This window comes from Arthrobacter antioxidans, from assembly GCF_023100725.1.
In the GTDB taxonomy this organism is placed as follows: Bacteria; Actinomycetota; Actinomycetes; order Actinomycetales; family Micrococcaceae; genus Arthrobacter_D; species Arthrobacter_D antioxidans.
On sequence record NZ_CP095501.1, the window covers coordinates 551518 to 576908 of the forward strand.

The 25391-nt window shown below is 70.4% G+C and carries 24 protein-coding genes, 1 tRNA gene and 1 riboswitch; of the genes, 17 read left to right on the forward strand and 8 right to left on the reverse strand.

Translation table 11 applies throughout. The features are described 5' to 3' along the window. Positions 1-170: 170 nt before the first annotated feature. The 8 genes from MWM45_RS02655 to fdhD all read left to right on the forward strand — a co-directional run bounded on the left by MWM45_RS02655 (position 171) and on the right by fdhD (position 6840). Positions 171-869, forward strand: coding sequence for an iron-dependent transcriptional repressor DtxR (locus MWM45_RS02655; RefSeq protein WP_247828008.1), 699 nt, complete (start codon positions 171-173; stop codon positions 867-869). A gap of 131 nt (positions 870-1000) precedes the next feature. Beyond that, positions 1001-1168, forward strand: a riboswitch (cyclic di-AMP (ydaO/yuaA leader). 5 nt (positions 1169-1173) lie between these two features. Next, positions 1174-2061 (forward strand): NlpC/P60 family protein, encoded by an 888-nt coding sequence (locus MWM45_RS02660; protein WP_247828009.1) that lies wholly within the window; start codon positions 1174-1176, stop codon positions 2059-2061. Positions 2062-2086: 25 nt separating this feature from the next. Next, complete coding sequence (locus MWM45_RS02665) at positions 2087-3013, forward strand: NlpC/P60 family protein (protein WP_418909718.1); 927 nt, start codon at positions 2087-2089, stop codon at positions 3011-3013. Between the two features lie 221 nt (positions 3014-3234). Beyond that, positions 3235-3732, forward strand: a complete 498-nt coding sequence (locus MWM45_RS02670; RefSeq protein WP_247828010.1) for an HNH endonuclease — start codon at positions 3235-3237, stop codon at positions 3730-3732. Beyond that, positions 3729-4343 carry a molybdenum cofactor guanylyltransferase gene (gene mobA, locus MWM45_RS02675; RefSeq protein ID WP_247828011.1) on the forward strand — a complete coding sequence of 205 codons (615 nt, stop codon included), beginning with the start codon at positions 3729-3731 and terminating at the stop codon, positions 4341-4343. The genes MWM45_RS02670 and mobA overlap by 4 nt, the downstream gene beginning before the upstream one ends. A gap of 17 nt (positions 4344-4360) precedes the next feature. Beyond that, positions 4361-4645 (forward strand): DUF6457 domain-containing protein, encoded by a 285-nt coding sequence (locus MWM45_RS02680; RefSeq protein WP_247828012.1) that lies wholly within the window; start codon positions 4361-4363, stop codon positions 4643-4645. Then, positions 4642-5916: a molybdopterin molybdotransferase MoeA gene (locus MWM45_RS02685; protein WP_247828013.1), complete on the forward strand. Its 1275-nt coding sequence runs from the start codon at positions 4642-4644 to the stop codon at positions 5914-5916. The genes MWM45_RS02680 and MWM45_RS02685 overlap by 4 nt, the downstream gene beginning before the upstream one ends. A 96-nt stretch (positions 5917-6012) precedes the next feature. After that, complete coding sequence (gene fdhD, locus MWM45_RS02690; RefSeq protein WP_043444511.1) at positions 6013-6840, forward strand: formate dehydrogenase accessory sulfurtransferase FdhD; 828 nt, start codon at positions 6013-6015, stop codon at positions 6838-6840. Positions 6841-6931: 91 nt separating this feature from the next. Here fdhD and MWM45_RS02695 read toward each other — a convergent pair whose 3' ends face one another. Genes MWM45_RS02695 through MWM45_RS02705 form a run of 3 tightly spaced genes read right to left on the reverse strand, consistent with a single transcriptional unit; the run spans position 6932 to position 9241 of the window. Beyond that, complete coding sequence (locus MWM45_RS02695; protein ID WP_272496058.1) at positions 6932-7723, reverse strand: amino acid ABC transporter ATP-binding protein; 792 nt, start codon at positions 7721-7723, stop codon at positions 6932-6934. Next, positions 7710-8369 (reverse strand): amino acid ABC transporter permease, encoded by a 660-nt coding sequence (locus MWM45_RS02700; protein WP_247828014.1) that lies wholly within the window; start codon positions 8367-8369, stop codon positions 7710-7712. Before MWM45_RS02700 ends, MWM45_RS02695 begins: the two co-directional genes overlap by 14 nt. 53 nt (positions 8370-8422) lie before the next feature. Further along, positions 8423-9241 (reverse strand): amino acid ABC transporter substrate-binding protein, encoded by an 819-nt coding sequence (locus tag MWM45_RS02705; protein WP_247828015.1) that lies wholly within the window; start codon positions 9239-9241, stop codon positions 8423-8425. Positions 9242-9467: 226 nt separating this feature from the next. On the opposite strand from MWM45_RS02705, the gene MWM45_RS02710 reads away from it, so the two are divergent. Together MWM45_RS02710 and MWM45_RS02715 are read left to right on the forward strand one after the other, a co-directional pair. Next, the gene (locus MWM45_RS02710; protein WP_247828016.1) at positions 9468-11375 is read left to right on the forward strand and encodes an ABC transporter ATP-binding protein; all 1908 of its coding nucleotides are present in this window, start codon (positions 9468-9470) and stop codon (positions 11373-11375) included. Positions 11376-11473: 98 nt separating this feature from the next. Then, positions 11474-12055 carry a nucleoside/nucleotide kinase family protein gene (locus MWM45_RS02715; RefSeq protein WP_247828017.1) on the forward strand — a complete coding sequence of 194 codons (582 nt, stop codon included), beginning with the start codon at positions 11474-11476 and terminating at the stop codon, positions 12053-12055. 42 nt (positions 12056-12097) lie between these two features. Here the strand turns inward: MWM45_RS02715 and MWM45_RS02720 are convergent, their stop codons facing one another. From MWM45_RS02720 to MWM45_RS02730, 3 genes are all read right to left on the reverse strand, one after another. After that, positions 12098-12532 (reverse strand): NUDIX hydrolase, encoded by a 435-nt coding sequence (locus tag MWM45_RS02720; protein WP_247828018.1) that lies wholly within the window; start codon positions 12530-12532, stop codon positions 12098-12100. A gap of 80 nt (positions 12533-12612) precedes the next feature. Then, positions 12613-12689 (reverse strand) — tRNA-Arg (locus MWM45_RS02725). Positions 12690-12726: 37 nt separating this feature from the next. Further along, positions 12727-13356: a hypothetical protein gene (locus MWM45_RS02730; RefSeq protein ID WP_247828019.1), complete on the reverse strand. Its 630-nt coding sequence runs from the start codon at positions 13354-13356 to the stop codon at positions 12727-12729. Positions 13357-13518: 162 nt separating this feature from the next. Between MWM45_RS02730 and MWM45_RS02735 the strand changes: the two genes are divergently transcribed. From MWM45_RS02735 to MWM45_RS02765, 7 genes are all read left to right on the forward strand, one after another. Next, positions 13519-15060, forward strand: a complete 1542-nt coding sequence (locus MWM45_RS02735) for an alanine/glycine:cation symporter family protein (protein WP_247828020.1) — start codon at positions 13519-13521, stop codon at positions 15058-15060. Between the two features lie 107 nt (positions 15061-15167). Next, the gene (gene pcrA, locus MWM45_RS02740) at positions 15168-17636 is read left to right on the forward strand and encodes a DNA helicase PcrA (protein ID WP_247828021.1); all 2469 of its coding nucleotides are present in this window, start codon (positions 15168-15170) and stop codon (positions 17634-17636) included. A gap of 176 nt (positions 17637-17812) precedes the next feature. Further along, complete coding sequence (gene sucC, locus MWM45_RS02745; RefSeq protein ID WP_247828022.1) at positions 17813-18979, forward strand: ADP-forming succinate--CoA ligase subunit beta; 1167 nt, start codon at positions 17813-17815, stop codon at positions 18977-18979. Between the two features lie 12 nt (positions 18980-18991). Beyond that, a complete protein-coding gene (sucD, locus tag MWM45_RS02750; RefSeq protein ID WP_043444492.1) occupies positions 18992-19894 on the forward strand; it encodes a succinate--CoA ligase subunit alpha in 903 nt (300 codons plus the stop codon). Positions 19895-20008: 114 nt separating this feature from the next. Beyond that, positions 20009-21436, forward strand: a complete 1428-nt coding sequence (locus MWM45_RS02755) for a sugar porter family MFS transporter (RefSeq protein ID WP_247828023.1) — start codon at positions 20009-20011, stop codon at positions 21434-21436. 76 nt (positions 21437-21512) lie between these two features. Further along, a complete protein-coding gene (locus MWM45_RS02760) occupies positions 21513-22568 on the forward strand; it encodes a zinc-dependent alcohol dehydrogenase family protein (RefSeq protein WP_247828024.1) in 1056 nt (351 codons plus the stop codon). An 81-nt stretch (positions 22569-22649) separates the two neighbouring features. Next, positions 22650-23120 (forward strand): SRPBCC family protein, encoded by a 471-nt coding sequence (locus tag MWM45_RS02765; RefSeq protein ID WP_052274214.1) that lies wholly within the window; start codon positions 22650-22652, stop codon positions 23118-23120. Between the two features lie 27 nt (positions 23121-23147). Here the strand turns inward: MWM45_RS02765 and MWM45_RS02770 are convergent, their stop codons facing one another. Together MWM45_RS02770 and MWM45_RS02775 are read right to left on the reverse strand one after the other, a co-directional pair. Next, complete coding sequence (locus MWM45_RS02770; protein WP_418909719.1) at positions 23148-24071, reverse strand: S1C family serine protease; 924 nt, start codon at positions 24069-24071, stop codon at positions 23148-23150. Positions 24072-24168: 97 nt separating this feature from the next. Beyond that, the gene (locus MWM45_RS02775; RefSeq protein ID WP_247828026.1) at positions 24169-25290 is read right to left on the reverse strand and encodes a VIT1/CCC1 transporter family protein; all 1122 of its coding nucleotides are present in this window, start codon (positions 25288-25290) and stop codon (positions 24169-24171) included. Positions 25291-25391: the final 101 nt, after the last annotated feature.

Below are 25391 nucleotides of genomic sequence, written 5' to 3' on the forward strand. Positions count from 1 at the left end.
AACAACCCCCGGGGAAGTCGCCCCGGCCGCCCGGGGGTGGGATTGCCGGGCGCTTGATGCCATGCGTTAACCTTGGGAGGCGTGGGGCGGAGCCGGGCCGATGGCCGCACCCCTCACCGGCGTGAGGCAGTCCAGCCGCGCACCCGCACCGCACCAAGGAGCTGAACCGCATGACGGACCTCATCGACACCACCGAGATGTACCTGCGGACCATCCTTGAGCTCGAGGAAGAGAACATCGTCGCGCTCCGTGCGCGCATCGCCGAGCGGCTGCGCCATTCCGGCCCCACCGTGTCCCAGACCATCGGACGGATGGAACGCGACGGCCTCGTGGTCGTCTCGGGAGACAGGCACCTGGAGCTCACCGAGACCGGCCGCCGCCGCGCCACCGGCGTGATGAGGAAGCACCGTCTCGCGGAGCGCCTGCTGAGCGACGTGATCGGACTCGACTGGGCGTACGTGCACGACGAGGCGTGCCGCTGGGAGCACGTCATGAGCGAGCGCGTGGAGCGCCGGCTGTACGAGCTCCTCGGCAAGCCCTCGGACTCCCCCTACGGCAACCCGATCCCCGGGCTGGCGGCGATCGGCGGCGTGGAATCGGCGCTGTTCACCGACGGCGTGGTCACGCTGCTGTCCGCGATGGCCACCTACACCCCCGGCAGCAAGGTCACGCTCGCGCGCCTCGCCGAGCCCATCCAGGTGGACCCCGAGCTCCTCACGCAGCTCGACGAAGGCGGGCTACGCCCCGGCGCACGGCTCACCCTCGAATCGGTCGGGGGTTACGTCTCGGTGCGCGTCCCCGGCGTCGAGGGGGCCCTCGAACTGCCGCCCGAGGTCGCCTCGCATGTCTTCGTCTCCCTCGAGGACTGACCGCCTCCCAGGCTTTCGTCACCAGAAACACACCGTTCCGTGATCAGAATGTGACATATCTCGCGTTGTGTTGTAGCGTTCGATTTGTGCCGGACTCGCTCTAGATCCAGCACCCTCCTGCAAATCGCCTAGCTCTGCCATTGCCGGAGGTCCGTCCGCACCATCGCATGGCAGAGGCGGGGGAACCAATTCTGGGTTTCTGAGAAGAAATCCTTGGGGTTAAGTCGCTGTTCACGCAGCGGCCGGGTGACTCCCATCCGAATCCGACAGCTCACCTCGCAGGCGTTGGGAGAGGCAATCCAACGTGTCCACCAGCTCTTCGCCGGGCCGCCACCGCGCGCCCGGAAACATCAGTCCGCTGACCGCCCTGTCCGCCGCCGTCGCATCCAATGCCGGATCCGTCGGCCGCCAGGCCGCCGTCATCGTCGCAGCGTCAGGCCTGGTCCTCACCGCCGGCCTGCCGGCCCAGGGGTCCGTCGGCGCAGAGCGCGAGGTGCAGTCCTCCGCAGCCCTGGCCATCGAGCGGGTCGTGACGGCCGAGGTCACCGTGCCGTCCACCGCGACGGTGTCCTTCGACCGCGTCGCCGTCGAGGTGAAGACCGCCCCGAAGGCCGTCGAAGCATCCCCCGTGGTGGAGGCGCCGGTCGTCGAGGAAGCTCCCGCGGAGATCCCACCGGCAGCAGCCCCGGCCCCGGTCGCCGCGGTCGAGGCCGCTCCGGTCGTGGCAGCACCGGCCACCGCGCCCGTGGACGCAGCCCCCGCCGCCACAGCCCCCGCTCCGGTCATGGCAGCACCAGCCACCGCGCCCGCGGTCGTCGCCGCTGCCGCGGCTCCCGCGGCCCCGGCGCCCGCTCCCGCCCCGGCTCCCGCTCCCGCCCCGTCCTCCGGCGTCGCCGCCGGCCTGGTCGGGTCGGCGTACTCACAGATCGGCGTCGCCCAGGACTGCACCGCCATGGTCGAGAAGGCCCTGCGCTCGGTCGGTAAGTCCGTGGGCGACCTCGCTCCCGGTCAGTTCTTCCAGTTCGGCGCCGTCGTCGGATCACCCGCCCCCGGTGACCTCGTCATCACCGGCGGCCATGTCGCGATCTACGTCGGCAACGGCCAGGTCGTCAGCGGTGGCCTCAACGGCATGAACACCGGCCTGCACAACCTCTCAGACCTCCCCGGCGCCGGCTTCGTCCGCGTCCGCTAGAACCCCACACCTGGAGAACACCCTCATGTCATCACTCATGTCCTCACGCCCTGCCGCCCGCCACCGCGACGACGCCCGCAACGCCGCCGCCTTCTCCGTCCTCGCACGGACCGTGTCCACCAACGCCGGCGGCATGGGCCGCCAGGCCGCCGTCTTCGCCGCCGCATCCGGGCTCGTCCTGACCGGCGGGGTCGCTGCCAACGCCGCCGACCTCCAGCCCCAGCGCGACGTCGCAGCGTCGAAGCTCACCCTGCCCTCCGCCCGCGCGGCCGTCGTCGCCTCGGACAAGACCGTGGTGGCCTTCAACATGACCCCGGTCAAGGTGAAGGCCAAGCCGGTCGTCGTCGAGAAGGCTCCCGTCGTGGAAGCCCCCGTCGTCGAGGCTCCTGTCGTGGAAGCGCCCGTCGTCGAGGCTCCTGTCGTCGAGGCTCCCGTCGTGGAGGCCCCCGTGGTCGAGGCGCCCGTCGCGGAAGCACCTGCCACTGCCGCCGTCGCCGCTCCCGCGGTGGCGGCCCCGGTCGAGGCACCGGCCGCCCCGGCCGCCCCGGCGCCCGTCGCGGAGACACGCGCGGCAACGATCGTCCCGGCCTCGAGGCGCATACCAGCACCAGCACCCTCCTCGGGTAAGGCGGCGACGATCGCCGCCGCCGCGAAGGGCCAGCTCGGCGTCACGCAGGACTGCACGCGCCTGGCGAGCAACTCCCTCGCCGCCGCCGGGATCAACTTCCACGGCTGGCCGGCCGGCTACCTGTCCCTCGGCCGCACGGTGAGTGCCGGCGAGGCCATCCCCGGCGACCTGGTCTACTACGCCGACGGGGGCATGGGCATGGCCCACATCGCGGTGTACATCGGCGGCGGCCAGGCCATCCACGGCGGATTCAACGGCAACAGCACTGTCGTGGCCCCGGCCGAACTCGGCTCCGGCGGCGTGTACATCCGCGTGGGCGGCTGACCCGCACGGATGCGCGGACAGGAGGACCGGCATACGTGCCGGTCCTCCTGTCGTTGGTCCCGCGGTAGGAGCCGGCAGGAGCAGCAGCCCGCACGTCGTCGGTCCGGCGTTCCGCGGACGGGCGGGTGCGGCTTACCCTTGCAGTGTCCATCCGAAGCACTTCTCCCGATCCCGGGATGGCACCCGGTCGCGGGGGACAGGTCAGCAATGGGGCACGTCGAATGCGCACTCTCGTTCTGAATGCAGGATATGAACCGCTGGCGGTCGTCACCTTCCGCCGGGCGCTGGTCCTTGTGCTCACGGGGAAGGCGAGCGTCGTGGCGGAGGACGACGACCCCGTGGTCGGTCCTGCAGAAGTCTTCGGAAGGCCCTCGGTGATCCTGCTCAACAGATACGTGAAAGTGCCCTACCGCCAGGACTTCACGGCGACGAGGCGAGGGGTGCTGCGCCGGGACAACCACCAGTGCGCCTACTGCGGGAAGGCGGCGTCCACCATCGACCACGTGATGCCCAGGTCGCGGGGCGGCGGCGACACGTGGGAGAACCTCGTGGCCTGCTGCCTGCGATGCAACAACGCCAAGGGGAACAAGACGCTCGCCAGCCTCGGCTGGTCCCTGCGGGTGGTACCCCGCCCGCCCCGCGGCCCCCAGTGGCAGATCCGCGAACTGGAGAGGCCCGCGCCGCAGTGGAGCGAGTTCCTCGCGGAGACCGCCGCGTGAGGACAGGAGAGGCCCCCCGCCCGCCGTTCGACGCCGTGATCCTCGCCGGCGGGCGGTCCTCCCGGCTCGGCGGCGTCCCGAAGGCCGGGCTGGTCGTGGAGGGCGTGACCCTGCTCGAGCGGACGTGCGCCGCGCTCGCCGAGGCCCGGCAGATGGTGGTCGTGGGGCCCGAGGCCGACGGGTGGCGCGGGCTGCCGGGCGCGCCGTCCTTCGTACGGGAGGAGCCGGCCTTCGCCGGACCGGCGGCGGCGCTCGTGGCCGGACTACGGGCCGGGACGGGTGTCCGTGCGCCCTGGTGCGCCGTCGTCGCCTGCGACATGCCGCGCGTCGCCGAGCTCGTCGACGTGCTGCTCGCCGAGGCGGCCGGCGACGACGGCGCATCGCTCGTGGCCGTGGACGGGGGCCGCTCCCAGCCGCTCGCGGCGCTCTACCGGAGCGATGATCTGGCGGCCGCCGTGGACGCTGTCCTCGCCGCCGGGACCGCCGACAACCTGTCGATGCGCAGCCTCCTTGCTAGTGTGAGGACCAGACCTGTCCCGGTTGCGCCGGGCACAACGCACGACGTCGACACCTGGGCTGATGCGAGGGTCCTGGGAGTCGACGTCCCCTAGCACCTCCCGGAGGGCTCATGGACGATCGCCAGAAGCTGCTGCACGAATGGACCGGACGGCTGCTCGCCGCCTTCGAGATCGACGGGACGGACGTGGACATCGACGCCGTCCTCGACCTGGCCGGCAAGGCGGCCCACGGCGTGGTGCGCCCCGCCGCGCCCCTGACGACGTTCGTGGCGGGCTACGCCGCCGGTCTCGCCGTCGGCAGCGGGCAGGCCGACGAGGACGTGGCCATGCGCTCGGCACTGGGCGTCGCCGATGCCCTGTGCGCGGAGGCCGCGACGGAAGGCGGTACCGCATGATCGAGGCCGGCGCAGCGACCAATGCCGACTGGGCGACGGCCCGTGCCCTGGCCTACGGCGCCGGGCGACCCCTGCCGTTCCAGACCGTCCCCCTTGCCGACGCCCTCGGGCAGACCCTTGCGGAGCCGGTGCACGCGCTGCAGGCCATCCCCCACTACGCGTCGTCCGCGATGGACGGCTGGGCGGTCAACGGCGCGCCGCTTTGGACGCTCGTGAGCCGCCCCGAGCCGGAGCACCCGCGCGGCAGGGCGACCCCGCACAGCGATTCCGGGGAGGTCTCGCTCGCACCCGGAGAGGCGACCTTCATCCTGACGGGCGGTGTGGTGCCGCAGAACACCGTCGGCATCCTCCGCACCGAGCGCGGCGCGGTCCGCGGAGGCATGCTGGATCGCAACGATTCCGCGCGCCCCGACGAGCCGTCGCCCGACGAGCACGTCAGGCCCGCCGGTGAGGAGGCGGAGGAGGGTTCCCTGGCGATCCCCGCCGGCGTGGTCCTCAACCCGGCCCAGATAGCCCTCGCGGCGGTCTGCGGCCACGACACCCTCGCCGTCCTGCGGGCGCCACGCGTGTCGCTGCTCATGACCGGCGACGAGGTGATCGAGCACGGGCTGCCGCACGCGGGCCAGGTGCGTGACACCTTCGGTCCCCAACTGCCCGGCTTCGTCGCGATGCTGGGCGGCCATGTGGACGTGGCCGGCCGCGCGAAGGACGACCTCGACGACGTCGTGGCGGCCATCAGCGCCGAGCCCACCGACGAGTTCTCCCTCGCCCGGGCGTCCGGCGACGTGCTCATCACCACGGGCGGGACCGGCAGTTCCATGGCCGACCACATCCGCCGGGCACTCATGGAGGTCGGCGCCGAGATGATCATCGACGGCATCGCCATGCGGCCCGGGCATCCCACGCTGCTCGCACGGCTCCCCGACGGGCGCTTCCTCGTGGGGCTCCCCGGCAATCCGCTGGCCGCGATGATGGCCATGATCACGGTTGCCGGGCCCCTCCTCGCGGGCCTGCGCGGGTCCTCCCTGGAGGAGCCTTCACCGGTGGTGACGGCAGACGCCTTCGACCCGCTGCCGGGGAGGAGCCGCCTGGTGCCCTACAGGCTGGAGTCGGGCCGTGCCGTGCCGAGCACACACCAGCGCTCCGGGATGCTCCGCGGGCTCGCCGCGGCCGACGGCGTGATGGTGGTCCCCGCGGAGGGCTGCCGGGCCGGCGATCCGGTGCAGGCCCTGTCACTGCCGTGGGCGCCGCCCGGAGGCCCACGGGCGTAGCGGAACGGTGTCCGCGCTTTCTGTGGCGAAACCGACGTGCCGGGTAGTGCCCGGGGTCAACTAACCTCGAGAGAGGACCGAGGTAAGGAGTACCGAATGAACCGGGTCACGCAGCGCCGCCGCATCACCAAGTTCCGGGTAGGAGCGCAGACGGGTCGTCGCGAGGACGTGCTCGCGGGGGAGGAGCCCCTGGAGATCCGCCTCGACGGGAGGGCCTTCACCGTGACCATGCGTACTCCGGGCGACGACTTCGACCTCGTGGCGGGCTTCCTCGTCTCGGAGGGCGTGGTCTGGGAGCCCGGCCAACTGCCCAGCCTGCGGTACTGCGCGGGCGTGGACGACAACGGGCAGCAGACCTTCAACGTCGTCGAGGCGCAGCTCCGGCCCGGCGTCGAACTGCCGGACACCGCCATGGAGCGCCACGTCTACACCTCGAGCTCGTGCGGCATCTGCGGGACCGCGTCGATCGACGCGGTCCGGAAGTCGTCGCGGTTCGACCTGCACACCGACGAGTCACCCGTGGACCTCGGGATCCTGGCCTCCCTGCCGGACCGACTGCGCGAGAGCCAGAAGCTGTTCGACCGCACCGGTGGCGTGCACGCCGCCGGTCTCTTCTCCGCGGAGGGGGAGCTCCTGTGCCTCCGGGAGGACGTGGGGCGCCACAACGCCGTCGACAAGGTGGTGGGGTGGGCGCTGCGCGAGGGCATGCTGCCGTTGCGCGGGATGATCCTGCAGGTCTCCGGACGGGCGTCCTTCGAACTCGTGCAGAAGGCGCAGCTCGCGGGCATCCCGGTGCTCGCGGCCGTGAGTGCGCCGTCGTCGCTGGCGGCGGACCTCGCGGACGACGCCGGGCTGACGCTCGTGGGCTTCAGCCGCGGCACCACGCTGAACTGCTACTCGCACCCGGACCGCATCGCGGCCTGACCGGCCTGGCTGATTGGCCTGACCGGGCTGCCTGCCTGAGCGGCCGGGCTGCCTGAGCGGCCTGCCGGGCAGCAGTCTGCCCGGCTCCCTCCTAGAAGGGGTTGAGCAGCCGCTGCACGAAGCGGCGCGTGCGTTCCTCGCGGGGATGGCGCAGCACCTGGTCGGGGTGGCCGTGCTCCACGACGACCCCGCCGTCCATGAAGACGACCTCGTCCGCGACCTCGCGCGCGAACGCCAGTTCATGGGTCACGATCACCATGGTCCACTTCTCCTCCGCGAGCTCCTTGATGACGGTGAGTACCTCGCCGACCAGTTCCGGGTCCAGGGCCGACGTCGGCTCGTCGAACAGGAGCAGGTCCGGCTGCAGTGCCAGGGCCCGGACGATCCCGACGCGCTGCTGCTGCCCACCGGACAGGTTGAACGGGTGGTCGTCCCGTTTCTCCGCGAGCCCCACGCGCGCGAGCAGCCGCTCCGCGTCCGCGACCGCCTCCTTCCGCGGCCGCTTCTGCACCTGCACGGGGCCCTCGATGATGTTCTCCAGCACCGTCATGTGCGGGAACAGGTTGTAGTTCTGGAAGACCATGGCGCTGCGGTCGCGCAGCGACAGGGCCTCCTTCTTCGGGACCTTCGTGCCGAAGTCCACCGACGGACCGCCGCGGAAGGCGACCGTCCCGGCGTCGGGCGTCTCCAGCCCGTTGAGGCAGCGCAGCACGGTGGTCTTGCCGGACCCGGAGGGACCCACGAGGGCCACGACCTGCCCGCTGGAGATCTGCAGGTCGATCGAGGAGAGCACCCGGTTGGTCCCGAAGGACTTCTGCAGGTCCGTGACCTGCAGCAGGGGGCCCTTCAGGCCGGGCGGACGCAGGGGATCAGCGGGCGACATAACGATCCAATCGTTTCTCGAGGACGGTCTGGCCACTGGACAGGACGAGGCAGAACACCCAGTAGATCGCGGCGGCCTCGAGGTAGACCAGCATGAACTGCTGGGAGAACGCGGCGATCTGCTCCGCCTCGCGGAACAGTTCCGTCACGAGGATCAGCGACGCCAGCGAGGTGTCCTTGACGAGGCTGATGAACGTGTTGGACAGCGGCGGCACGGAGACGCGTGCAGCCTGCGGCAGGATGACCCGGCGCAGGGTCAGCGTGCGGGACATCCCGATGGTGTGGCCCGCCTCCCACTGGCCCTTGGGCACGGAGAGGATCGCGGCGCGCAGGATCTCCGCGGCGTAGCCCGCGACGTTGAGGGAGAACGCGATGATCGCGCTCGGCCACGGGTCGAGGGTCAGGCCGATCGAGGGCATCCCGTAGAAGATCACGAACAGCTGCACCAGCAGGGGGGTGCCCCGGATGACCGACACATAGAAGCGGGCGATCCCGGACAGGACGGGCTGGCCGCTGATACGCATGAGCGCGATGACCAGGGCGAGGGCGAGCCCTATCGCGAAGGACGCGAGCGAGAGCGGGATGGTCCCCGTCAGGCCGCCGGAGAGCATGGGCCAGAAGGAGGTGCGCAGCAGCTCCCAGTCCATCGGTCAGCGCTCCGGGCGGGTGCGGCCCGCCGCCGGAGACCGTGGTGCCGGCGTCACTGGCTGACGTCGGAGCCGAAGTACTTCCCGGAGATCTCCGCGAGCGTCCCGTCCGCCCGCAGCTCGTCGAGCGCCGTGTCGATGGCCTCCACCAGGTCGGTGCTGCCCTTGCGGACGGCGACGGCGCTCTGGGAGGACTCCTCGGTGGTGGCCGCGATCTTGATGCCGTCGTTCCCGGTGGTGTTCTGGTAGTCGAGGTAGGTCAGTTCGTCGTTGATCGTCGCATCGACGCGGCCCTGCTCGAGGAGGGTCACGGACTGCGCCCAGCCCTCGACGGGCTCCACGTTCGCGCCGCTCTCGGTGGCGAGTTCGTTCCAGTTGCTCGTCAGCGACTGTGCCGTCGTCTTGCCCTCAAGGTCCTCGAAGGAGGAGATCTCGTTGTTGTCGGCGCTCGTGACGATCACCCCGGAGCTGACCGTGTACGGCGCGGAGAAGTCGTAGGTCTCCTTGCGCTCGTCCGTGATGGAGACCTGGTTCGCGATGACGTCGAACCGGCCCGCCTCGAGGCCCGCGAAGATCGCGTCCCACTGCGTCTCCTCGAATTCGGCCTCGACGCCCATCTTCTCGGCGACGGCGGTGATGACCTCGACGTCGTAGCCGGTGAGCTCCCCGCTGCCGTCCTCGTGGTAGCTGAAGGGCCTGTAGGTGCCCTCGGTGCCCACGGTCAGCACGCCGGACTCCTGGATCTCCTGGAGGGAGGTGGCCTGGCCCGATCCGGAGGAACCGCCGTCACCGGCCGGGCCCGACGACGAGCAGCCGGCGAGGGCCAGCGTGAGGGCTGCAGCGGTACCGAGGATGGACAGGCGGTGATTCATGGGATGCTTCCTTGGGGTGTGGGGGACAGGCACGGCGGGCGCCGGAAATAGAAGGGCTCCTGAACCGCTTGAACCCTAGGTGCATCCGCTTCGCCCGCTCGCGGCCGGAGTCGGAACACTACTGGGGTGAACACCGGGACGACCACTTATTGTTCCGGAGCATGACGGCGGGGTCCGGAACACCTGCGAACTCGAGCCGGAACCGGCATCCACGGAAGGAACAGCCATGAGCATGGAAGGCGCGGCGTGGAGCTCGCTGTACAAGATCTCGACGGCGAAGGACAACAAGCACGGCTTTTCCCGGGAGTCGGTGCGCCGGATCCTGACCTTCGCCGTGCCCTATCGCCGGAAGCTGGTGCTCTTCATCCTGCTGTCCGTGGCCGGGGCGTTCCTGGCCGTCGCGACCCCGGTCCTGGCCGGGCAGGTGGTCGACGTCATCGTCGCCGGCGGTGAGGTGCGGACGATCGTATGGCTCGCGTCCATCATCGCGCTGGTCGCCGTCGTGGACGCCGGGGTGTCCCTGCTCACCCGCTGGTACTCGTCGCGCATCGGCGAGGGGGTCATCCTGGACCTCCGCACCGCCGTGTTCAACCACGTGCAGAAGATGCCCATCGCCTTCTTCACCAGGACGCGGACCGGTGCCCTGGTCAGCCGCCTCAACAACGACGTCATCGGCGCGCAGCAGGCGTTCAGCGGCACGCTCTCCGGTGTGGTCACGAACCTCGTGGCGCTGGTCCTCACCCTCGCCGTCATGCTGAGCACCTCCTGGCTCGTGACCGTGCTCGCCGTCCTCATGCTGCCCATCTTCCTGGTCCCCGCCCGCCGCATGGGCAGCCGCCTCGCCGCGCTCCGCCGCGAAGCAGCGGACCACAACTCGGCCATGAGCACCCAGATGACGGAGCGCTTCTCGGCGCCCGGCGCCACGCTGGTCAAGCTCTTCGGCCGGCCGGACGAGGAGGCCGAGGAGTTCCGTGTCCGCGCCGCACGCGTGCGGGACATCGGGGTGCGCACCGCGATGCTGCAGTTCGTGTTCTTCACCGCCCTTATGCTCGTCTCCGCGCTGGCGCTCGCCCTGGTGTACGGACTCGGCGGGACCCTCGCGCTCGCGGGCCAGCTCGACACCGGGGAGGTCGTCACGCTGGCCCTCCTCCTCACGCGCCTGTACGCACCGCTGACCAGCCTCGCCAACGCGCGCGTCGAGATCATGAGCGCGATCGTCAGCTTCGAGCGCGTCTTCGAGGTGCTGGACCTCGAACCGCTGATCAAGGAGAAGCCCGACGCCGCCGCCGTCCCCGCCGGCCCCGTGTCCGTCGAGTTCGACGACGTCCGCTTCGCCTACCCGTCGGCCGACAAGGTCTCCCTCGCCTCCCTCGAGGAGGTCTCGACGCTGGACACCCGGGGCGGCGAGGAGGTCCTGCACGGGGTGTCCTTCCGCATCGAACCCGGCCAGACCGTGGCGCTCGTCGGCACCTCGGGTGCAGGCAAGTCGACGATCGCGCAGCTCCTGTCGCGGCTGTACGACGTCGACAGCGGTGCGGTGCGCCTCGCGGGCACCGACGTCCGCGACGTCACGTTCGCCTCGATGCGCCACACGCTCGGCATGGTGACCCAGGACGGCCACCTGTTCCACGAGACCATCCTCTCCAACCTCCGCCTCGCGCGCCCGGAGGCCACGGAGGACGAGGTGTGGGACGCCGTGCGCAGGGCCCGCCTGGAGCCGCTGATCCGGTCCCTGCCCGACCGGCTCGACACCATGGTGGGCGAGCGCGGGTACCGGCTGTCCGGCGGCGAGCGCCAGCGCATGACCATCGCGCGCCTCCTGCTCGCGCAGCCGCGCGTCGTGATCCTCGACGAGGCGACGGCCGCACTGGATTCGACGTCGGAGGCCGCCGTGCAGGCAGCCCTGAGCGAGGCACTCGAGGGACGGACCGCCATGGTCATCGCGCACCGGCTCTCGACGATTCGCAGCGCCGATCTGATCCTCGTGGTCGAGGACGGCTCGATCGTGGAGCGCGGGACGCACGACGAGCTGCTGGCGGTCGGCGGACGGTACGAGGAGCTGCACCGGACGCAGTTCGCGGTGCAGAAGAACGTGGCCGTGGATGAGGAGCCCGAAGCCCTGAGTGGCGTCTGAGGGGCCCGCGCGACCGCGACGGACGGACCTCAGCCATTCGGGGTGATCGCCCCGGCGCCGGCGGAGCCCCCCCGCCCGGGGGGCGCCTAGACTGACCCATGATCATCGTTCTCGCCGGGATCGACGGGGCGGGCAAGAGCACCGCGGGCCTGCTGCTCGCGGAGCGGCTGCGGGCAGCCGCCCGGCCTGCGATCTTCACCATGAACAGGTCGGGCCGCCGCAGCATCACCGGCTGGTGCGACCGCCGGGGTGTCCATCCGCCGGTGGCCCTGCTGGATGCCGTGGAGACATCGATCCGCTGCGTCAATGTCCTGGTCTCCCACGCCCGGGCCGGCCCCCGCGCGGGCGTCGTGGTCATGGACCGCTACCTCTACTGCCAGCTCGCGCTCCGGCACCTCCGCGGACTGCCGGTGGGCAGGCTGCTGCCCTTCCTCCTGGCGGTCCTGCCCACCCCGGGCCTGGTGGTCTACTTCGACGTCCCCGCGGATCTCGCGCACGCCCGGATCACCCGCCGGGCCGTGGACATCGAGACCCTCGAGCATCTGGCCGGTCTCGACGCGGCCTACCGGCAGCTGAGCGTCTTCCCGACCTTCCTCGTCCTCGACGCGAGCCGCACTCCCGAGCAGCTCGTCGGGGACATCCTGCAGGAGCTCGGGGTGTCCGGGGTGGCGCTCCGGTGACGCTCCTCTCGCAGGGGCTGCAGGTGCGGGCAGGGCGTCCGGTCAGGACACGCGCCGGCCCGTCAGCGGCCCACGATCCCCGAGCAGCCGGGGGACGACGTAGTCGGTCAGCAGGGGAGCCAGGTCCGGGCGTCCTGCCGCGTCCCCGAGGTCGAGCCAGGCGAGCTCCTCGATCTCCGCCGCCGGGAGCGGCTCGGCAGTGAGGGGGCAGAGGAAGACGGTGGCCACCAGCAGGGCCGCCTCGTTCGCGGCCGGCCCTTCCCAGGTCCCGAGCAGGCGGAGGTCGCCGGGCAGGACACTCAGGCCCAGTTCCTCGGACAGCTCGCGTGCGCCGGTCTCCGACGGCGTCTCGCCCGGTTCCGGCTTGCCGCCGGGCTGCATGAACACGGTGGTCCCGCGCTTCCGGACGAGCAGGAGGCGGCCGTCGTCGTCGAGCAGGCACAGGGCCGTCACGGTGATCGTCGGGGCCTCAGCCACGCCATGACCTCCTTCTTCCCCGCTCGGAGCGGCGCGGTGGACGGGCACGGCGTCCCGTCCACCGCGCCCGTGCCCCGCTGTGGTGCCCCTGGCCGGAATCGAACCGACGACCTTCCCTTTAGGAGAGGGACGCTCTATCCTACTGAGCTACAGAGGCGCGGATCGGCTGGTACGCCCGATCCGGCGGTCCCAGCTTACCTGCTCTTCGGCCCGGGTCCTGCGCCCCTGCCGCCCGCCGCGCGGAGTGTCCGCGGCAGGAACACGGAGGCGGCACCGGCCGCGAGGCTCAGCGCGAGCAGCACCCAGCGCAGCACCGTCAGCGTCGAGGCCAGCACCACGGCCCCGGCACCGGGCGCCGCGTCGGCGAGCACCGCGTCGATCGCGATGTTCTCCCAGAGGTCGACGACGACGAACAGGATCACGGGGGACCACAGCAGCCAGCGCAGCCAGCGGCGTCCGGCGTTGAGCTGGACCAGCAGGAGCCAGGTGAACGCGAAGATCAGCGGGAACAGGGTGCCGGCCGTCCGATGGAGGTAGCTCAGCTGGCCGCGGGCGTCGTCGTCCATCGCGTCGCGAAGCCGATCCACATAGCCCGCGTCGTAGCCGCCGATCATCATGTCGGGCATCGCGAGACCCCCCGAGAGCTGCGTCATCTGCCCGAGCGTGAGCAGGTGGAAGTACCAGAAGAGGAAGAGGGACGCGACGGCGGCCGCGATGAGGACCAGGCTGCCGTTGGAGCGTTGCCGGTCCACCGGGGGCGCCTCCGGCGCGGCAGAGGCGCCGGTGGAATGCTTGCGTGCGATCTGAGCCCTGGTTCGTGCCATGACAGAAGTATGGGCGACGATCCGCGTCCGCAGATCATCCCCGGAACACCACGTGCAGCGCGTTGCCAACCCGTGACTTTTTCCCGCCGGACCGAGCCTGTGATTGCGCTCACGCGCGAAGAACGCTTTCCTATAAGGATGTCCTTCACAACAGCGCTACCCATGACCACTGTGACCGAGGAGGTGGGCTGGCTCGCGAGCATCGACGCCGCCATCAACGCGGTGTTCGAACCCGTCACCGAGGTTTTCTCGACGATCGTGTTCTTCCCCATCACCATCGGTGATGTGAGCTTCCCGTTCGTCGTGCTGTGGCTCATCGCGGCGGGCGTGATCTTCACGGTGTACTTCGGCTTCATCCAGTTCCGCGGGCTGAAGATCGGGTACGAAGTGGTCCGCGGCCGATACTCGTCGAAGGACGACCCCGGGGAGGTGCCGCACTTCCAGGCGCTGACGTCGGCGTTGTCGGGGACGGTCGGACTGGGAAACATTGCCGGTGTCGGCGCGGCCATGGCACTCGGTGGCCCCGGTGCGACCTTCTGGATGGTTCTTGCCGGACTCCTGGGCATGGCGACGAAATTCGCCGAGTGCACGCTCGGCGTCAAGTACCGCGAGGTGCATGAGGACGGGTCGATCAGCGGTGGTCCGTTCAAGTACCTGCCCATCGCGTTCAAGAGGTTCGGAAGTATCCCGGCGAAGATCCTGACCGGCATCTTCGCGGTGGCCATCCTGATCTTCGGCGTGGCCGGCGGCAACATGTTCCAGGCGAACCAGACCTTCGCCCAGGTCCAGAACGTCACGGGCGGCGCCGACGGACTCCTCGGCAGCCCCGGAGCCGCGCTCATCTTCGGCCTCGTGCTCGCAGGCCTCGTCGCCGTGGTGATCCTCGGCGGCATCAAGTCCATCGGAGCCACCACCAGCCGGCTCGTGCCGGCTATGGGGATCGTCTACGTGGTGTCCTGCCTCCTCGTCATCCTGGTGAACTTCACTCAGATCCCGGCCGCAATCGCGTCGATCTTCGCAGGCGCGTTCAATCCCCAGGGAATCGCCGGCGGTATCCTCGGCGTCATGATCGTCGGGTTCACCCGTGCAGCGTTCTCCAACGAGGCAGGGCTCGGCTCCGCCGCGATCGCGCACTCGGCAGTGAAGACCCGCCGCCCGGTCAGCGAGGGCTTCGTCGCACTCTTCGAACCGCTCGTCGACACGGTGCTCATCTGCACGATGACGGCGCTGGCGATCATCATCGCGGGCGCACCGAGCCTCCAGGCCGGAATCGATCAGGTGCAGGCTGGCGAAGGAACGCCGGACGGCGTCATCCTCACGTCGGACGCCTTCGCCACCGTGTTCCCCTGGTTCCCCGTGGTCCTCGCCATCGCGGTGTCGCTCTTCGCCTACTCCACGCTCATCACGTGGTCCTACTACGGGCTCAAGTCATGGCAGTACCTGTTCGGGCGTGGCAAGACCACGGAGATCATCTACAAGGTCATCTTCCTGTTCTTCACCGTCGCCGGGACCGTGCTGACCTTCAGCCAGGTCATCGGCTTCGCCGACGCGGCGCTGTTCGTCTGCGGTTTCGTCAACCTCCTCGGCGTGTACTTCCTGCTCCCCGTCATCAAGCGGGAGATGCGTGCGTACCTCGCGGATCGCAAGAGCGGCAAGCTGGCGATCCTCGGGATCGAGACGGACGAACTGCAGGCCGAGAAGTAATACCTCACCCCTGCGACCCTGCCCCCGCCGGTCCTCCGGCGGGGGCAGTCCCGTGCCCGGGACGGTACCCCATGGGTGTCGGGGGCACGGCCTAGACTTGAGGCACCATGGACATGCTCTTCGATCCCTACGTCTCCCCGCCCACACCCGCCGAGAAGAAGCGTGCCCGGGAGGCGGCGATGGCGGCGGCGCCCGAAGCGGCCGACCCGGCTACGGAGCACGTCCCCTCCCGCGCCGGCGTGGACGAGGAGCGTGCCCGGGAACTCCTGCTGGGACTGAACCCCCAGCAGGAGGAGGCCGTGAAGCACGGGGGATCACCGCTGCTGATCGTCGCCGGCGCCGGTTCGGGCAAGACCCGCGTGCTCAGCCACCGGATCGCCTACCTGCTGGCCACCGGCCGCTCGCACCCGGGGCAGGTCCTCGCCATCACCTTCACCAACAAGGCCGCCGCCGAGATGCGGGAACGCATCGAGGGCCTGATCGGCGACGTCGCGAAGCGGATGTGGATCTCCACGTTCCACTCCTCCTGCGTGCGCATCCTCCGCCGCGAGGCCGCCTCCGTGGGCCTCAACTCGAACTTCTCCATCTACGACTCCGCCGACACGCTGCGGCTCATCACGCTCGTGGCCAAGGGGCTGGACCTCGACCCCAAGAAGTTCGCACCCAAGGCCATCCAGCACAAGATCAGCGCCCTCAAGAACGAGCTCATCGACGAGGAGACGTTCGCCTCGACCGCCGGCCTGTCCGATCCCTTCGAGCAGGCCGTCGCCGAGGTCTACTCGGGCTACGCCCAGCGCATGCGCCAGGCCAACGCCATGGACTTCGACGACCTGATCGCCCAGACCGTCTACATGTTCCGGGCCTTCCCCGGCGTGGCCGACTACTACCGGCGGCGCTTCCGCCACGTCCTCGTCGACGAGTACCAGGACACCAACCACGCGCAGTACGCCCTGGTCCGGGAGATCGTCGGTGTGCCGGGCGAATCCACCGACGACCCGGCGGAGCTGACCGTCGTCGGCGATTCCGACCAGTCCATCTACGCGTTCCGCGGCGCCGACGTGCGGAACATCGTCGAGTTCGAGAACGACTACCCGAGCGCCCGCACCATCCTGCTCGAGCAGAACTACCGCTCCACCCAGAACATCCTCACCGCCGCGAACGCCGTCATCTCCCGGAACCCCGACCGCCCGGAGAAGCGGCTGTGGACGGCCGAGGGCAGCGGCGAGAAGATCGTCGGCTACGTGGGCGAGAACGAGCACGAGGAGGCCCGCTTCATCGCCGAGGAGATCGACCGCCTCCAGGACGAGGACGGCATCCGGCCCGGCGACGTCGCGATCTTCTACCGCACCAACGCCCAGTCACGCTCCGTCGAGGAGATCCTGCTGCGCGTCGGCCTGCCCTACAAGGTGGTGGGCGGGACCCGCTTCTACGAGCGCAAGGAGATCAAGGACGCCCTGGCGTACCTGCGCGTGCTCGTGAACCAGGACGACGTCGTCAACCTGCGCCGCATCCTCAACGAACCCAAGCGGGGCATCGGCGACCGCGCCGAGTACGCCGTCGCGTCCCTGGGCGAACGCGAGCGCATCAGCTTCATGGAGGCCCTGCGGCGGGCCGACCACGCGCCGGGCATGGCGACGCGCTCCGTCAACGCCGTGACCGGATTCGTGAAGCTCATCGACGACCTCGCGGAGGTCGCGAGCGGCTCGGGCGCCTCTGCCGCCCTGGAGGCCGTCCTGGAACAGACCGGCTACCTGGAACAGCTGCGCACCAGCAACGACCCTCAGGACGAGTCCCGCGTGGAGAACCTGGCCGAGCTCGTCGCCGTCGTCCGCGAGTTCGAGAGGGACAACCCCGAGGGCACGCTGGGCGATTTCCTCGAGCAGGTGGCCCTCGTGGCCGACGCCGACCAGATCCCCGACGCCCCCGAGGGCTCGGCCGCCGATGTGCAGCGCGCCGTCGAGGAGGCCCGGCGCCAGGGCGTCGTCACCCTCATGACGCTGCACACCGCCAAGGGCCTCGAATTCCCCGTGGTGTTCCTCACCGGCATGGAACAGGGCATCTTCCCGCACCAGCGCTCCGCCACCGATCCGAAGGAACTGGCCGAGGAGCGGCGCCTCGCCTACGTGGGCCTGACCCGTGCCCGGCAGCGCCTCTACATCACGCGCTCCGAGGTGCGCAGCATGTGGGGGCAGAGCCAGTACAACCCGGCGAGCCAGTTCGTCAGCGAGATCCCGGAGGAGCTCATCCACTGGAAGCGCGAGGGCGCGGCGAAGCCGGCCTGGACCTCCGGCGGCGGCAGTGCCGGCGGTCCGCGGTTCAGCGGGTCCTACTGGGGTGCGAGCGGCGGCGGGTTCTCCGGCGGAGCCCCCGCGCCGTCCAAGAGCGTGGGGCGCGTGCAGCCCCAGAAGGAAGTCGTGTCCGTCACGGTCGGCGACCACGTCAACCACACGAGTTTCGGCAACGGCACGGTGCTGTCCGTCGAGGGTGCGGGCGACAAGACCGTGGCCAAGGTCCGGTTCGACGTCGGCGAGAAGCGGCTGCTGCTGCGCTACGCACCGCTCACCAAGGTGGCCTGACCACCTCGATCGTCGTCGGGACCCGGATAGCAGTTCCCGACCCCCGGGCGCAAATTTCTACAGGAGATAGAAGTGTGGCCTTCCTCACGAAACCGATAGTCTGGGGAAGGCCTCGGGCCCGAGGGGCTAAAGTTCCCTCTTGTAAACCTACTTCGACGTAGAAGGACACTAGCTAAGTGGACCTGTTTGAATATCAGGCGCGCGATCTTTTCGAGGCACACGGGGTTCCCGTGCTGGCCGGCATCGTGGCGCAGACCCCAGAAGAAGCCAGAGCAGCAGCCGAGAAGATCGGCGGTGTCGTGGTCGTCAAGGCCCAGGTCAAGGTGGGCGGTCGCGGCAAAGCCGGCGGCGTCAAGGTCGCCAAGACCCCCGATGAGGCCTTCGCCTACGCGTCGGACATCCTCGGGATGGACATCAAGGGGCACACGGTCCACAAGGTGATGATCGCCCAGGGCGCCGACATCGCCGAGGAGTACTACTTCTCCGTGCTGCTCGACCGCTCCAACCGCAACTACCTGGCCATGTGCTCGGTGGAGGGCGGCATGGAGATCGAGCAGCTCGCCGTCGAACGCCCCGATGCGCTCGCACGCATCGCCGTCGACGCCGGCACGGGCATCGACCAGGCCAAGGCCGAGGAGATCGTCGACGCCGCAGGCTTCGCCCCCGAACTCCGCGAGGGCGTCGTCCACGCCATCCTCAAGCTGTGGGACGTCTTCGTGAAGGAGGACGCCACGCTGGTGGAGGTCAACCCGCTGGTGAAGACCGGGAACGGCGACATCCTCGCGCTCGACGGCAAGGTCACGATCGACGAGAACGCCGGGTTCCGCCACGCGGACCATGCCGCGCTCGAGGACACGGACTCCACCGATCCGCTCGAGGCCAAGGCCAAGGAGCACGACCTCAACTACGTCAAGCTCGACGGCGAAGTCGGCATCATCGGTAACGGCGCCGGGCTCGTCATGTCCACCCTCGACGTCGTCGCCTACGCCGGCGAGGCCCACGGCGGCGTGCTGCCCGCCAACTTCCTCGACATCGGCGGCGGAGCCTCGGCCGAGGTCATGGCCGCCGGCCTCGACGTCATCCTCAACGATGCGCAGGTCAAGAGCGTCTTCGTGAACGTCTTCGGCGGCATCACCGCGTGCGACGCCGTCGCCAACGGCATCGTCAAGGCCCTCGAGATGCTCGGCGACGAGGCCAACAAGCCCCTCGTGGTGCGCCTCGACGGCAACAACGTCGAGGAGGGCCGCCGCATCCTCGCCGACGCCAACCACCCGCTGGTCACGCTCGCCGACACCATGGACGAAGGCGCCGACAAGGCCGCCGCGCTGGCCAACGGAAAGTAAAGGGTTCCCCACATGTCTATCTACCTCAACAAGGACTCCAGGGTCATCGTCCAGGGCATCACCGGCGGCGAGGGCACCAAGCACACCGCCCTCATGCTGAAGGCCGGGACCCAGGTGGTCGGCGGCGTCAACGCCCGCAAGGCAGGCACCACCGTGACCCACGGCGACGTCACCCTCCCCGTGTACGGCACGGTCGAGGAGGCGAAGAAGGAGACCGGCGCCGACGTGTCGATCGTCTTCGTCCCGCCGGCCTTCACGAAGGACGCCGTCGTCGAGGCCATCGAGGCCGGCATCGGGCTTGTCGTGGTCATCACCGAGGGTGTCCCCGTGCAGGACTCGGCCGAGTTCTGGGCCCTCGCCCAGTCGAAGGTCGACGCCGACGGTCGGCAGATCACCCGCATCATCGGCCCCAACTGCCCGGGCATCATCACGCCCGGCGAGTCCCTCGTGGGCATCACCCCGGCGAACATCACGGGCAAGGGCGGCGTGGGCCTCGTCTCGAAGTCCGGCACGCTGACCTACCAGATGATGTTCGAGCTCCGTGACCTCGGCTTCTCGACGGCCATCGGCATCGGCGGCGACCCCGTCATCGGGACCACGCACATCGACGCCCTCGCGGCGTTCGAAGCGGACCCCGAGACCAAGGCCATCGTCATGATCGGCGAGATCGGCGGGGACGCCGAAGAGCGCGCCGCCGAGTTCATCAAGGCGAACGTCACCAAGCCCGTGGTCGGCTACGTCGCGGGCTTCACGGCTCCCGAGGGCAAGACCATGGGCCATGCCGGCGCGATCGTCTCCGGTTCGGCCGGGACCGCGCAGGCCAAGAAGGAAGCCCTGGAGGCTGCCGGCGTCAAGGTCGGCAAGACGCCGTCCGAGACCGCCAAGCTCCTCCGCGAGGTCTACGCGACACTCTGATCCCCGTGATCCGACAAGCCTCCTCCGCATGCATGCGGGGGAGGCTTTCGCGTGGGAGGGACCGGTGGCCCCATCACCGGAACCAGGGGACGATCACCAGCAGGAGTTGAGGGCATGAGCAGCCTGACCAGGAACGGCACCGCCGTCACGGCGGTCGACGACGGGCACCGGCAGCGCCGACACCTCCGACGCGCCACCTGGGTGGCGACCCTCGGCGGCCTGCTGTTCGGGTTCGACACCGGCGTCATCAACGGCGCGCTGCCGTTCATGGTGGACGATCTCCGCCTCACGGCCTTCACCGAAGGCCTCGTTGCGAGCTCGCTCGTCTTCGGCGCCGCGTTCGGTGCCCTCGCCGGGGGCCGGCTCGCCGACGCCTACGGACGGCGCCGGATGCTCATGGTGCTCGCGGCCGTCTTCCTCGGGGGAACGCTCGGCTCCGCCCTCGCCCCCGATGTCACGGTCATGGTCGCCTCGCGGCTCGTCCTCGGGCTGGCGGTCGGCGGGGCCTCGGTGCTCGTCCCGATCTTCCTCGCCGAACTCTCCCCGGCCGCCCGCCGCGGGCAGGTGGTGACCCGCAACGAGCTCATGATCGTGACGGGCCAGCTCCTGGCGTTCAGCAGCAGCGCCTTCCTCGGCAGCTTCTTCGGTGACAGCCACGGCATCTGGCGGTGGATGCTCGTCCTGGCCACGCTGCCGGCCATCGGCCTCTGGATCGGTATGTACTTCGTGCCGGAGAGCCCCCGCTGGCTCGCGGCGCGGGGCGCGTTCGGGTCCGCCCTGCGGGTCCTGGAGACCCTCCGCCCGCCGGCCGCCGCGCAGGGCGAGTTCGCCGCACTCAAGGCGCTGGCCGTCGAGGACCGCGGGCAGGACCGCGCGAGCATCCGCGACCTGCGCCAGCCCTGGCTCCGCCGCATCGTCGTCGTCGGCCTCGGTCTCGCCGTCATCCAGCAGATCACCGGCGTGAACTCGATCATGTACTACGGGACGCGGATCCTCGAGGTCGCAGGGTTCGGGACGCAGGCCGCGCTCACCGCGAACATCGCCAACGGGATCATCTCCGTCGCGGCGACCTTCGTCGGCATCTGGCTGCTCGGCCGGGTGGGGCGCCGCCCCATGATCCTCGTCGGGCAGATCGGGACGACGTCGGCCCTGCTCGCCATCGGCCTCGTCTCCCTCCTGGTGCCCGAGGGCACGACCCGGGGCTTCCTGGTCCTGGCCCTCACCGTCACCTTCCTGGCCTTCCAGCAGGGCGCGATCTCCCCGGTGACCTGGCTCATGCTGTCCGAGATCTTCCCCATGCGGCTGCGGGGCCTCGGCATGGGCGCGGCGGTCTTCGTCCTGTGGATGGTCAATTTCGCTGTCAGCCTCAGCTTCCCGATCCTCATGGACGCCATCGGCATCTCGTACACCTTCTTCGTGTTCGTGGTCCTCGGTGTCGCCGCGATCGTCTTCGCCCGCCGCCACATCCCCGAGACCCGCGGGAAGAGCCTGGAGGAACTGGAGCACCAGTTCAAGGAGGCGGTGGACGGGCGGCGGCGGTAGAGCCCGCCCGTGCGCGGCTTGTAAGGTGACCGAAGGGGACAATCGATTGCGTCAAGCAAGCTTCTAGGAGATCACCATGCGCGCCACCATCATCCACGGGCCCGGCGACATCCGGGTCGAGGACCGGGACTACCCGAGCATCATCCGTCCCACGGACGCCGTCGTGAAGGTCACGGCATCCTGCGTCTGCGGCTCCGACCTCTGGCCGTACCGCGGGGTCCGGCCCACGAAGGAACCCAAGGCCATCGGCCACGAGTTCGTCGGCGTCGTGGAGTCGGTGGGCGACGACGTCCGCGACGTCGCAGTAGGCGACTTCGTGATCGCGCCGTTCGTGGACAGCTGCGGCACGTGCCCGCAGTGCCTCAACGGCGTGACCGTGGCATGCGACCACCTGGTGGGCTGGGGCAGCACCGACGAGCACGGCGACTTCGTGCAGGGCGCCCAGGGCGAAGCCGTGCGTGTCCCGCAGGCCGACGGCACCCTGCGGAAGGTGGACGGCGTGACCGAGCCCGACGCCGCCCTGACGGCGAGCCTGCTGACCCTCTCCGACGTGATGTCCACCGGCCACCACGCCGCGGTGTCCGCGAACGTGGGCCCGGACAGCACCGTCGTCGTCGTGGGCGACGGCGCCGTGGGCCTGTGCGGGGTCCTCGCCGCGAAGCGCCTGGGGGCCGGGCGCATCATCGCCATGTCACGCCACGCCGACCGGCAGGAGCTCGCCCGCGAGTTCGGCGCCACGGACATCGTCGCCGAGCGCGGCGACGAGGGCGTGGAGAAGGTGCGCGAGCTGCTCGGGGGAGTCCTCGCCGACTCCGTCCTCGAATGCGTGGGCACGAAGGAGTCGATGGACCAGGCGCTGCGCAGCACGCGCCCCGGTGGACACCTGGGCTTCGTCGGCGTCCCCGCCGGCGGACCGGAACTGCCCATCGGCGTGCTCTTCGCGAAGAACATCACCGTGGGCGGCGGGATGGCGCCGGCCCACACCTACATCCCGGAACTGCTGAAGGACGTCCTCGACGGGACGATCAACCCGGGCCGCGTCTTCGACGTCGAGATGCCCCTCGAGGACGCCGCGGAGGCCTACAAGGCCATGGACGAGCGCCGCGCCATCAAGGTGCTCCTGAAGCCCTGACCGCAGCACGCTCCGACGCCGAAGGGTCCTCCTCGCGGGGGCCCTTCGGCGTCGGACCCCGGGAGCGGGCAGAATGAGGGTATGACGACGACGCCCGGCACGGATTCCGCCTACCTCATCTCCAGGGAACGCCTCATCGCGGCGCCCGCCGACCGCATCTTCGAGGTCCTCGCGACACCGGCGCTGCACAGTGTCATCGACGGGTCCGGGACGGTCCGCGGCGAGCAGCCCAACGGGCCGGCCCGCCTGTCGCTGGGCGCGAAGTTCGGGATGGACATGACGATGGGCGCCTCCTACAAGATCCTGAACCGTGTGGTCGAGTTCGAGGAGGGTCGCCGGATCGCCTGGCGGCACTTCTCCGCCCACGTCTGGCGGTACACGCTCGAACCCCGGGACGGCGGGACGCTCGTGCGCGAGGAGTGGGACGGACGCGCCGTGCGGTGGCGGTTCGTGTTCAGGCTCACGGGCTTCACGCGCCGGCACCCCGCGAGCATCGAGGCGACCCTCGGGAAACTCGAGGACTACGTCCTGCAGCAGCACGACCCCGCGTAGGCGCGTCCCGGGCGGACGCCCCGTTCCTCACGGGGTGCGCAGTTCCTCCGGGTGCACGACGATGTCCACCAGGGCGCCGTTGCGCCACACCGTCATCTCCATGCGGCGGCCGATCGCCGTCTCCACCATCAGCCGCTGGATGCCCGTCGCGCTGCGGACCGCGGCGTGGTCGAGTGACACGACCACGTCACCGGCCCGTGCCCCGGCGCCCGCGGCAGGACTGCCCGCGACGACGGAGGCCACCTGCATCCCGGTGCGCGATCCGACCCGGGCCGCGAGCTCGGGGGAGAGGGTGATCTGGGCTCCGACCACCCCCAGCCATGCACGCCGCACCCGGCCCCGGGTGATGAGCGCGTCGATGATCTCACGGGTGGTCGGGTTGATCGGCACGGCCAGGCCGAGCCCTATGCCGGCGACGGCGGTGTTGACGCCGACCATGCGGCCGGCGCTGTCGGCGAGCACGCCTCCGCTGTTGCCCGGATTCAGGATCGCGTCGGTCTGGATGACCTCGTCCACGACGCGCCCCGACAGCGTGGGCAGCGATCTGCCGAGCGCGGACACGATCCCCGCGGTCACGCTGCCTGCCAGCCCGAGCGGGTTGCCGAGAGCGACCACGAGCTGCCCCACGCGGAGCCTGGTCGCATCCCCCCACGGCACCGGCGGGGGAGTGCTGCCCTCCGCTGCGAGGACGGCGAGGTCCGACAACGGATCCCTGCCGACGACGCGTGCGGGGAGGACGGATCCGTCGCCGAACGCGACCTCGGTCCGCTGCGCGCCGGCGACCACATGCGCGCTCGTCAGCAGGTGGCCTTCCGTGGAGATGACGGACGCGCTGCCTGCCCCCGCGCCGCGGGCGGTACGCACCGAGACCGCCGCCACCGATGGCAGTGTCGACTCGGCGATCCGCACGACCGCCGCCGAGTACGCGTCGAGAGCGTCCTGCTCGTCCATACGGACCATTGCAGCACCGCCGCGATCGCCGGGGAACGGCGTTCGCGCAGGGCGCACGCGGTTCCCCGGCTCCTTCCGATCCGGCCGGTGCGCGGGGTCATGCCACAGAGGTGCCGAACAGCAGGCCGAGTCCGTAGGTCACCGCGGCGGCGCCGAGCCCGATGCCCAGCTGCCGCAGCGCCAGCCGCAGCGGCGAGGCGCCGGACAGGAGGGCGACGACGGCGCCGGTCGCCATCAGCGCCAGTCCCACGAGCATGCAGGCGACGACGACGGCGAGCATGCCGCTCAGGCCCAGCAGGTACGGCAGGACCGGGATGATCGCCCCGGAGGCGAAGAAGCAGAAGCTCGAGGCGGCGGCCCCGAGGCCGGTGCCGACCGTCTCGTGCTCGTCGACGGCGTCGTCCTCCTCGGGCTGGAGCGAGAAGCTCGGGTCGCAGTCGCAGCCGAGCAGGCCCAGGCGTTCCGACGCGCGGTGCTCCGCGGCGGCGGGCGTCATCCCCCTCGCCCGGTACACCAGCACGAGCTCGTTCGCGGCGATGTCGAGTTCCTTGGCCGCCGTCAGTGTGATCTGCGTGGGGCGCGTGGCGGACAGGAGCTCGCGCTGGGACCGGACGGACACGTACTCGCCGGCACCCATCGAGAGCGCGCCCGCGAGCAGGCCGGCCAGCCCGCTGAACAGGATGAACGACGTCGAGACGCCGGTCGCGCCGATGCCCATGACCAGTGCGAGGTTGCTGACGAGGCCGTCGTTCGCGCCGAACACCGCGGCACGGAAGTTGCCCGAGAGCCGGTTGCGGCCGCGGGTCGCGAGGCCGCGCACCACCTCCTCGTGGATCTGTTCGTCGGCGACCATCGCGCTCGTGGCCGAAGGCTCGGACGCGTAGGGGGAGCGGCCCTCGGCCCGCTGGGCGAGGGCGAGGACGAAGACGGAGCCGAAGCGCCGTGCGAGCACGCCCAGGAGCCTGTTGCGGACGGAGGGCCGCAGGGGCCGTCCGGCGTCGTCGCCGAGGAGTTCGAGCCAGTGCGCCTCGTGGCGGCCCTCGGCCTCCGCGAGGCCGAGCAGGATCTCGCGCTCCTCGCCGGTCCTGCGCCGGGCGAGATCGCGGTAGGTGGCGGCCTCGGCGCGCTCGTCCGCGAGGTACTGGCGCCAGCGCTTCACGTCGTCGCGGGACGGGGGGCGTGCGGGCGTGTTCTCGGGGTCGTTCCGGGGGGTGTTCAAGGGGATGCTCCGGTTGCTCGGGCATGTGCGCACCCCGGTCCGAAGCGGAAGACTTCGGCCGGGACCACAGATGCGTCATATCGGCCGAAGGTCTCGCTCGC

Excerpts from the sequence above, each read along its gene's own strand:
- MWM45_RS02655 (WP_247828008.1), top strand. The coding sequence starts at position 171 with ATGACGGACCTCATCGACACCACCGAGATGTACCTGCGGACCATCCTT.
- MWM45_RS02665 (WP_418909718.1), top strand. The coding sequence starts at position 2,087 with ATGTCATCACTCATGTCCTCACGCCCTGCCGCCCGCCACCGCGACGAC.
- MWM45_RS02670 (WP_247828010.1), top strand. The coding sequence starts at position 3,235 with ATGCGCACTCTCGTTCTGAATGCAGGATATGAACCGCTGGCGGTCGTC.
- MWM45_RS02680 (WP_247828012.1), top strand. The coding sequence starts at position 4,361 with ATGGACGATCGCCAGAAGCTGCTGCACGAATGGACCGGACGGCTGCTC.
- MWM45_RS02685 (WP_247828013.1), top strand. The coding sequence starts at position 4,642 with ATGATCGAGGCCGGCGCAGCGACCAATGCCGACTGGGCGACGGCCCGT.
- fdhD (WP_043444511.1), top strand. The coding sequence starts at position 6,013 with ATGAACCGGGTCACGCAGCGCCGCCGCATCACCAAGTTCCGGGTAGGA.
- MWM45_RS02695 (WP_272496058.1), bottom strand. The coding sequence starts at position 7,723 with ATGTCGCCCGCTGATCCCCTGCGTCCGCCCGGCCTGAAGGGCCCCCTG.
- MWM45_RS02700 (WP_247828014.1), bottom strand. The coding sequence starts at position 8,369 with ATGGACTGGGAGCTGCTGCGCACCTCCTTCTGGCCCATGCTCTCCGGC.
- MWM45_RS02705 (WP_247828015.1), bottom strand. The coding sequence starts at position 9,241 with ATGAATCACCGCCTGTCCATCCTCGGTACCGCTGCAGCCCTCACGCTG.
- MWM45_RS02710 (WP_247828016.1), top strand. The coding sequence starts at position 9,468 with ATGAGCATGGAAGGCGCGGCGTGGAGCTCGCTGTACAAGATCTCGACG.
- MWM45_RS02715 (WP_247828017.1), top strand. The coding sequence starts at position 11,474 with ATGATCATCGTTCTCGCCGGGATCGACGGGGCGGGCAAGAGCACCGCG.
- MWM45_RS02730 (WP_247828019.1), bottom strand. The coding sequence starts at position 13,356 with ATGGCACGAACCAGGGCTCAGATCGCACGCAAGCATTCCACCGGCGCC.
- MWM45_RS02735 (WP_247828020.1), top strand. The coding sequence starts at position 13,519 with ATGACCACTGTGACCGAGGAGGTGGGCTGGCTCGCGAGCATCGACGCC.
- pcrA (WP_247828021.1), top strand. The coding sequence starts at position 15,168 with ATGGACATGCTCTTCGATCCCTACGTCTCCCCGCCCACACCCGCCGAG.
- sucD (WP_043444492.1), top strand. The coding sequence starts at position 18,992 with ATGTCTATCTACCTCAACAAGGACTCCAGGGTCATCGTCCAGGGCATC.
- MWM45_RS02755 (WP_247828023.1), top strand. The coding sequence starts at position 20,009 with ATGAGCAGCCTGACCAGGAACGGCACCGCCGTCACGGCGGTCGACGAC.
- MWM45_RS02760 (WP_247828024.1), top strand. The coding sequence starts at position 21,513 with ATGCGCGCCACCATCATCCACGGGCCCGGCGACATCCGGGTCGAGGAC.
- MWM45_RS02765 (WP_052274214.1), top strand. The coding sequence starts at position 22,650 with ATGACGACGACGCCCGGCACGGATTCCGCCTACCTCATCTCCAGGGAA.
- MWM45_RS02770 (WP_418909719.1), bottom strand. The coding sequence starts at position 24,071 with ATGGACGAGCAGGACGCTCTCGACGCGTACTCGGCGGCGGTCGTGCGG.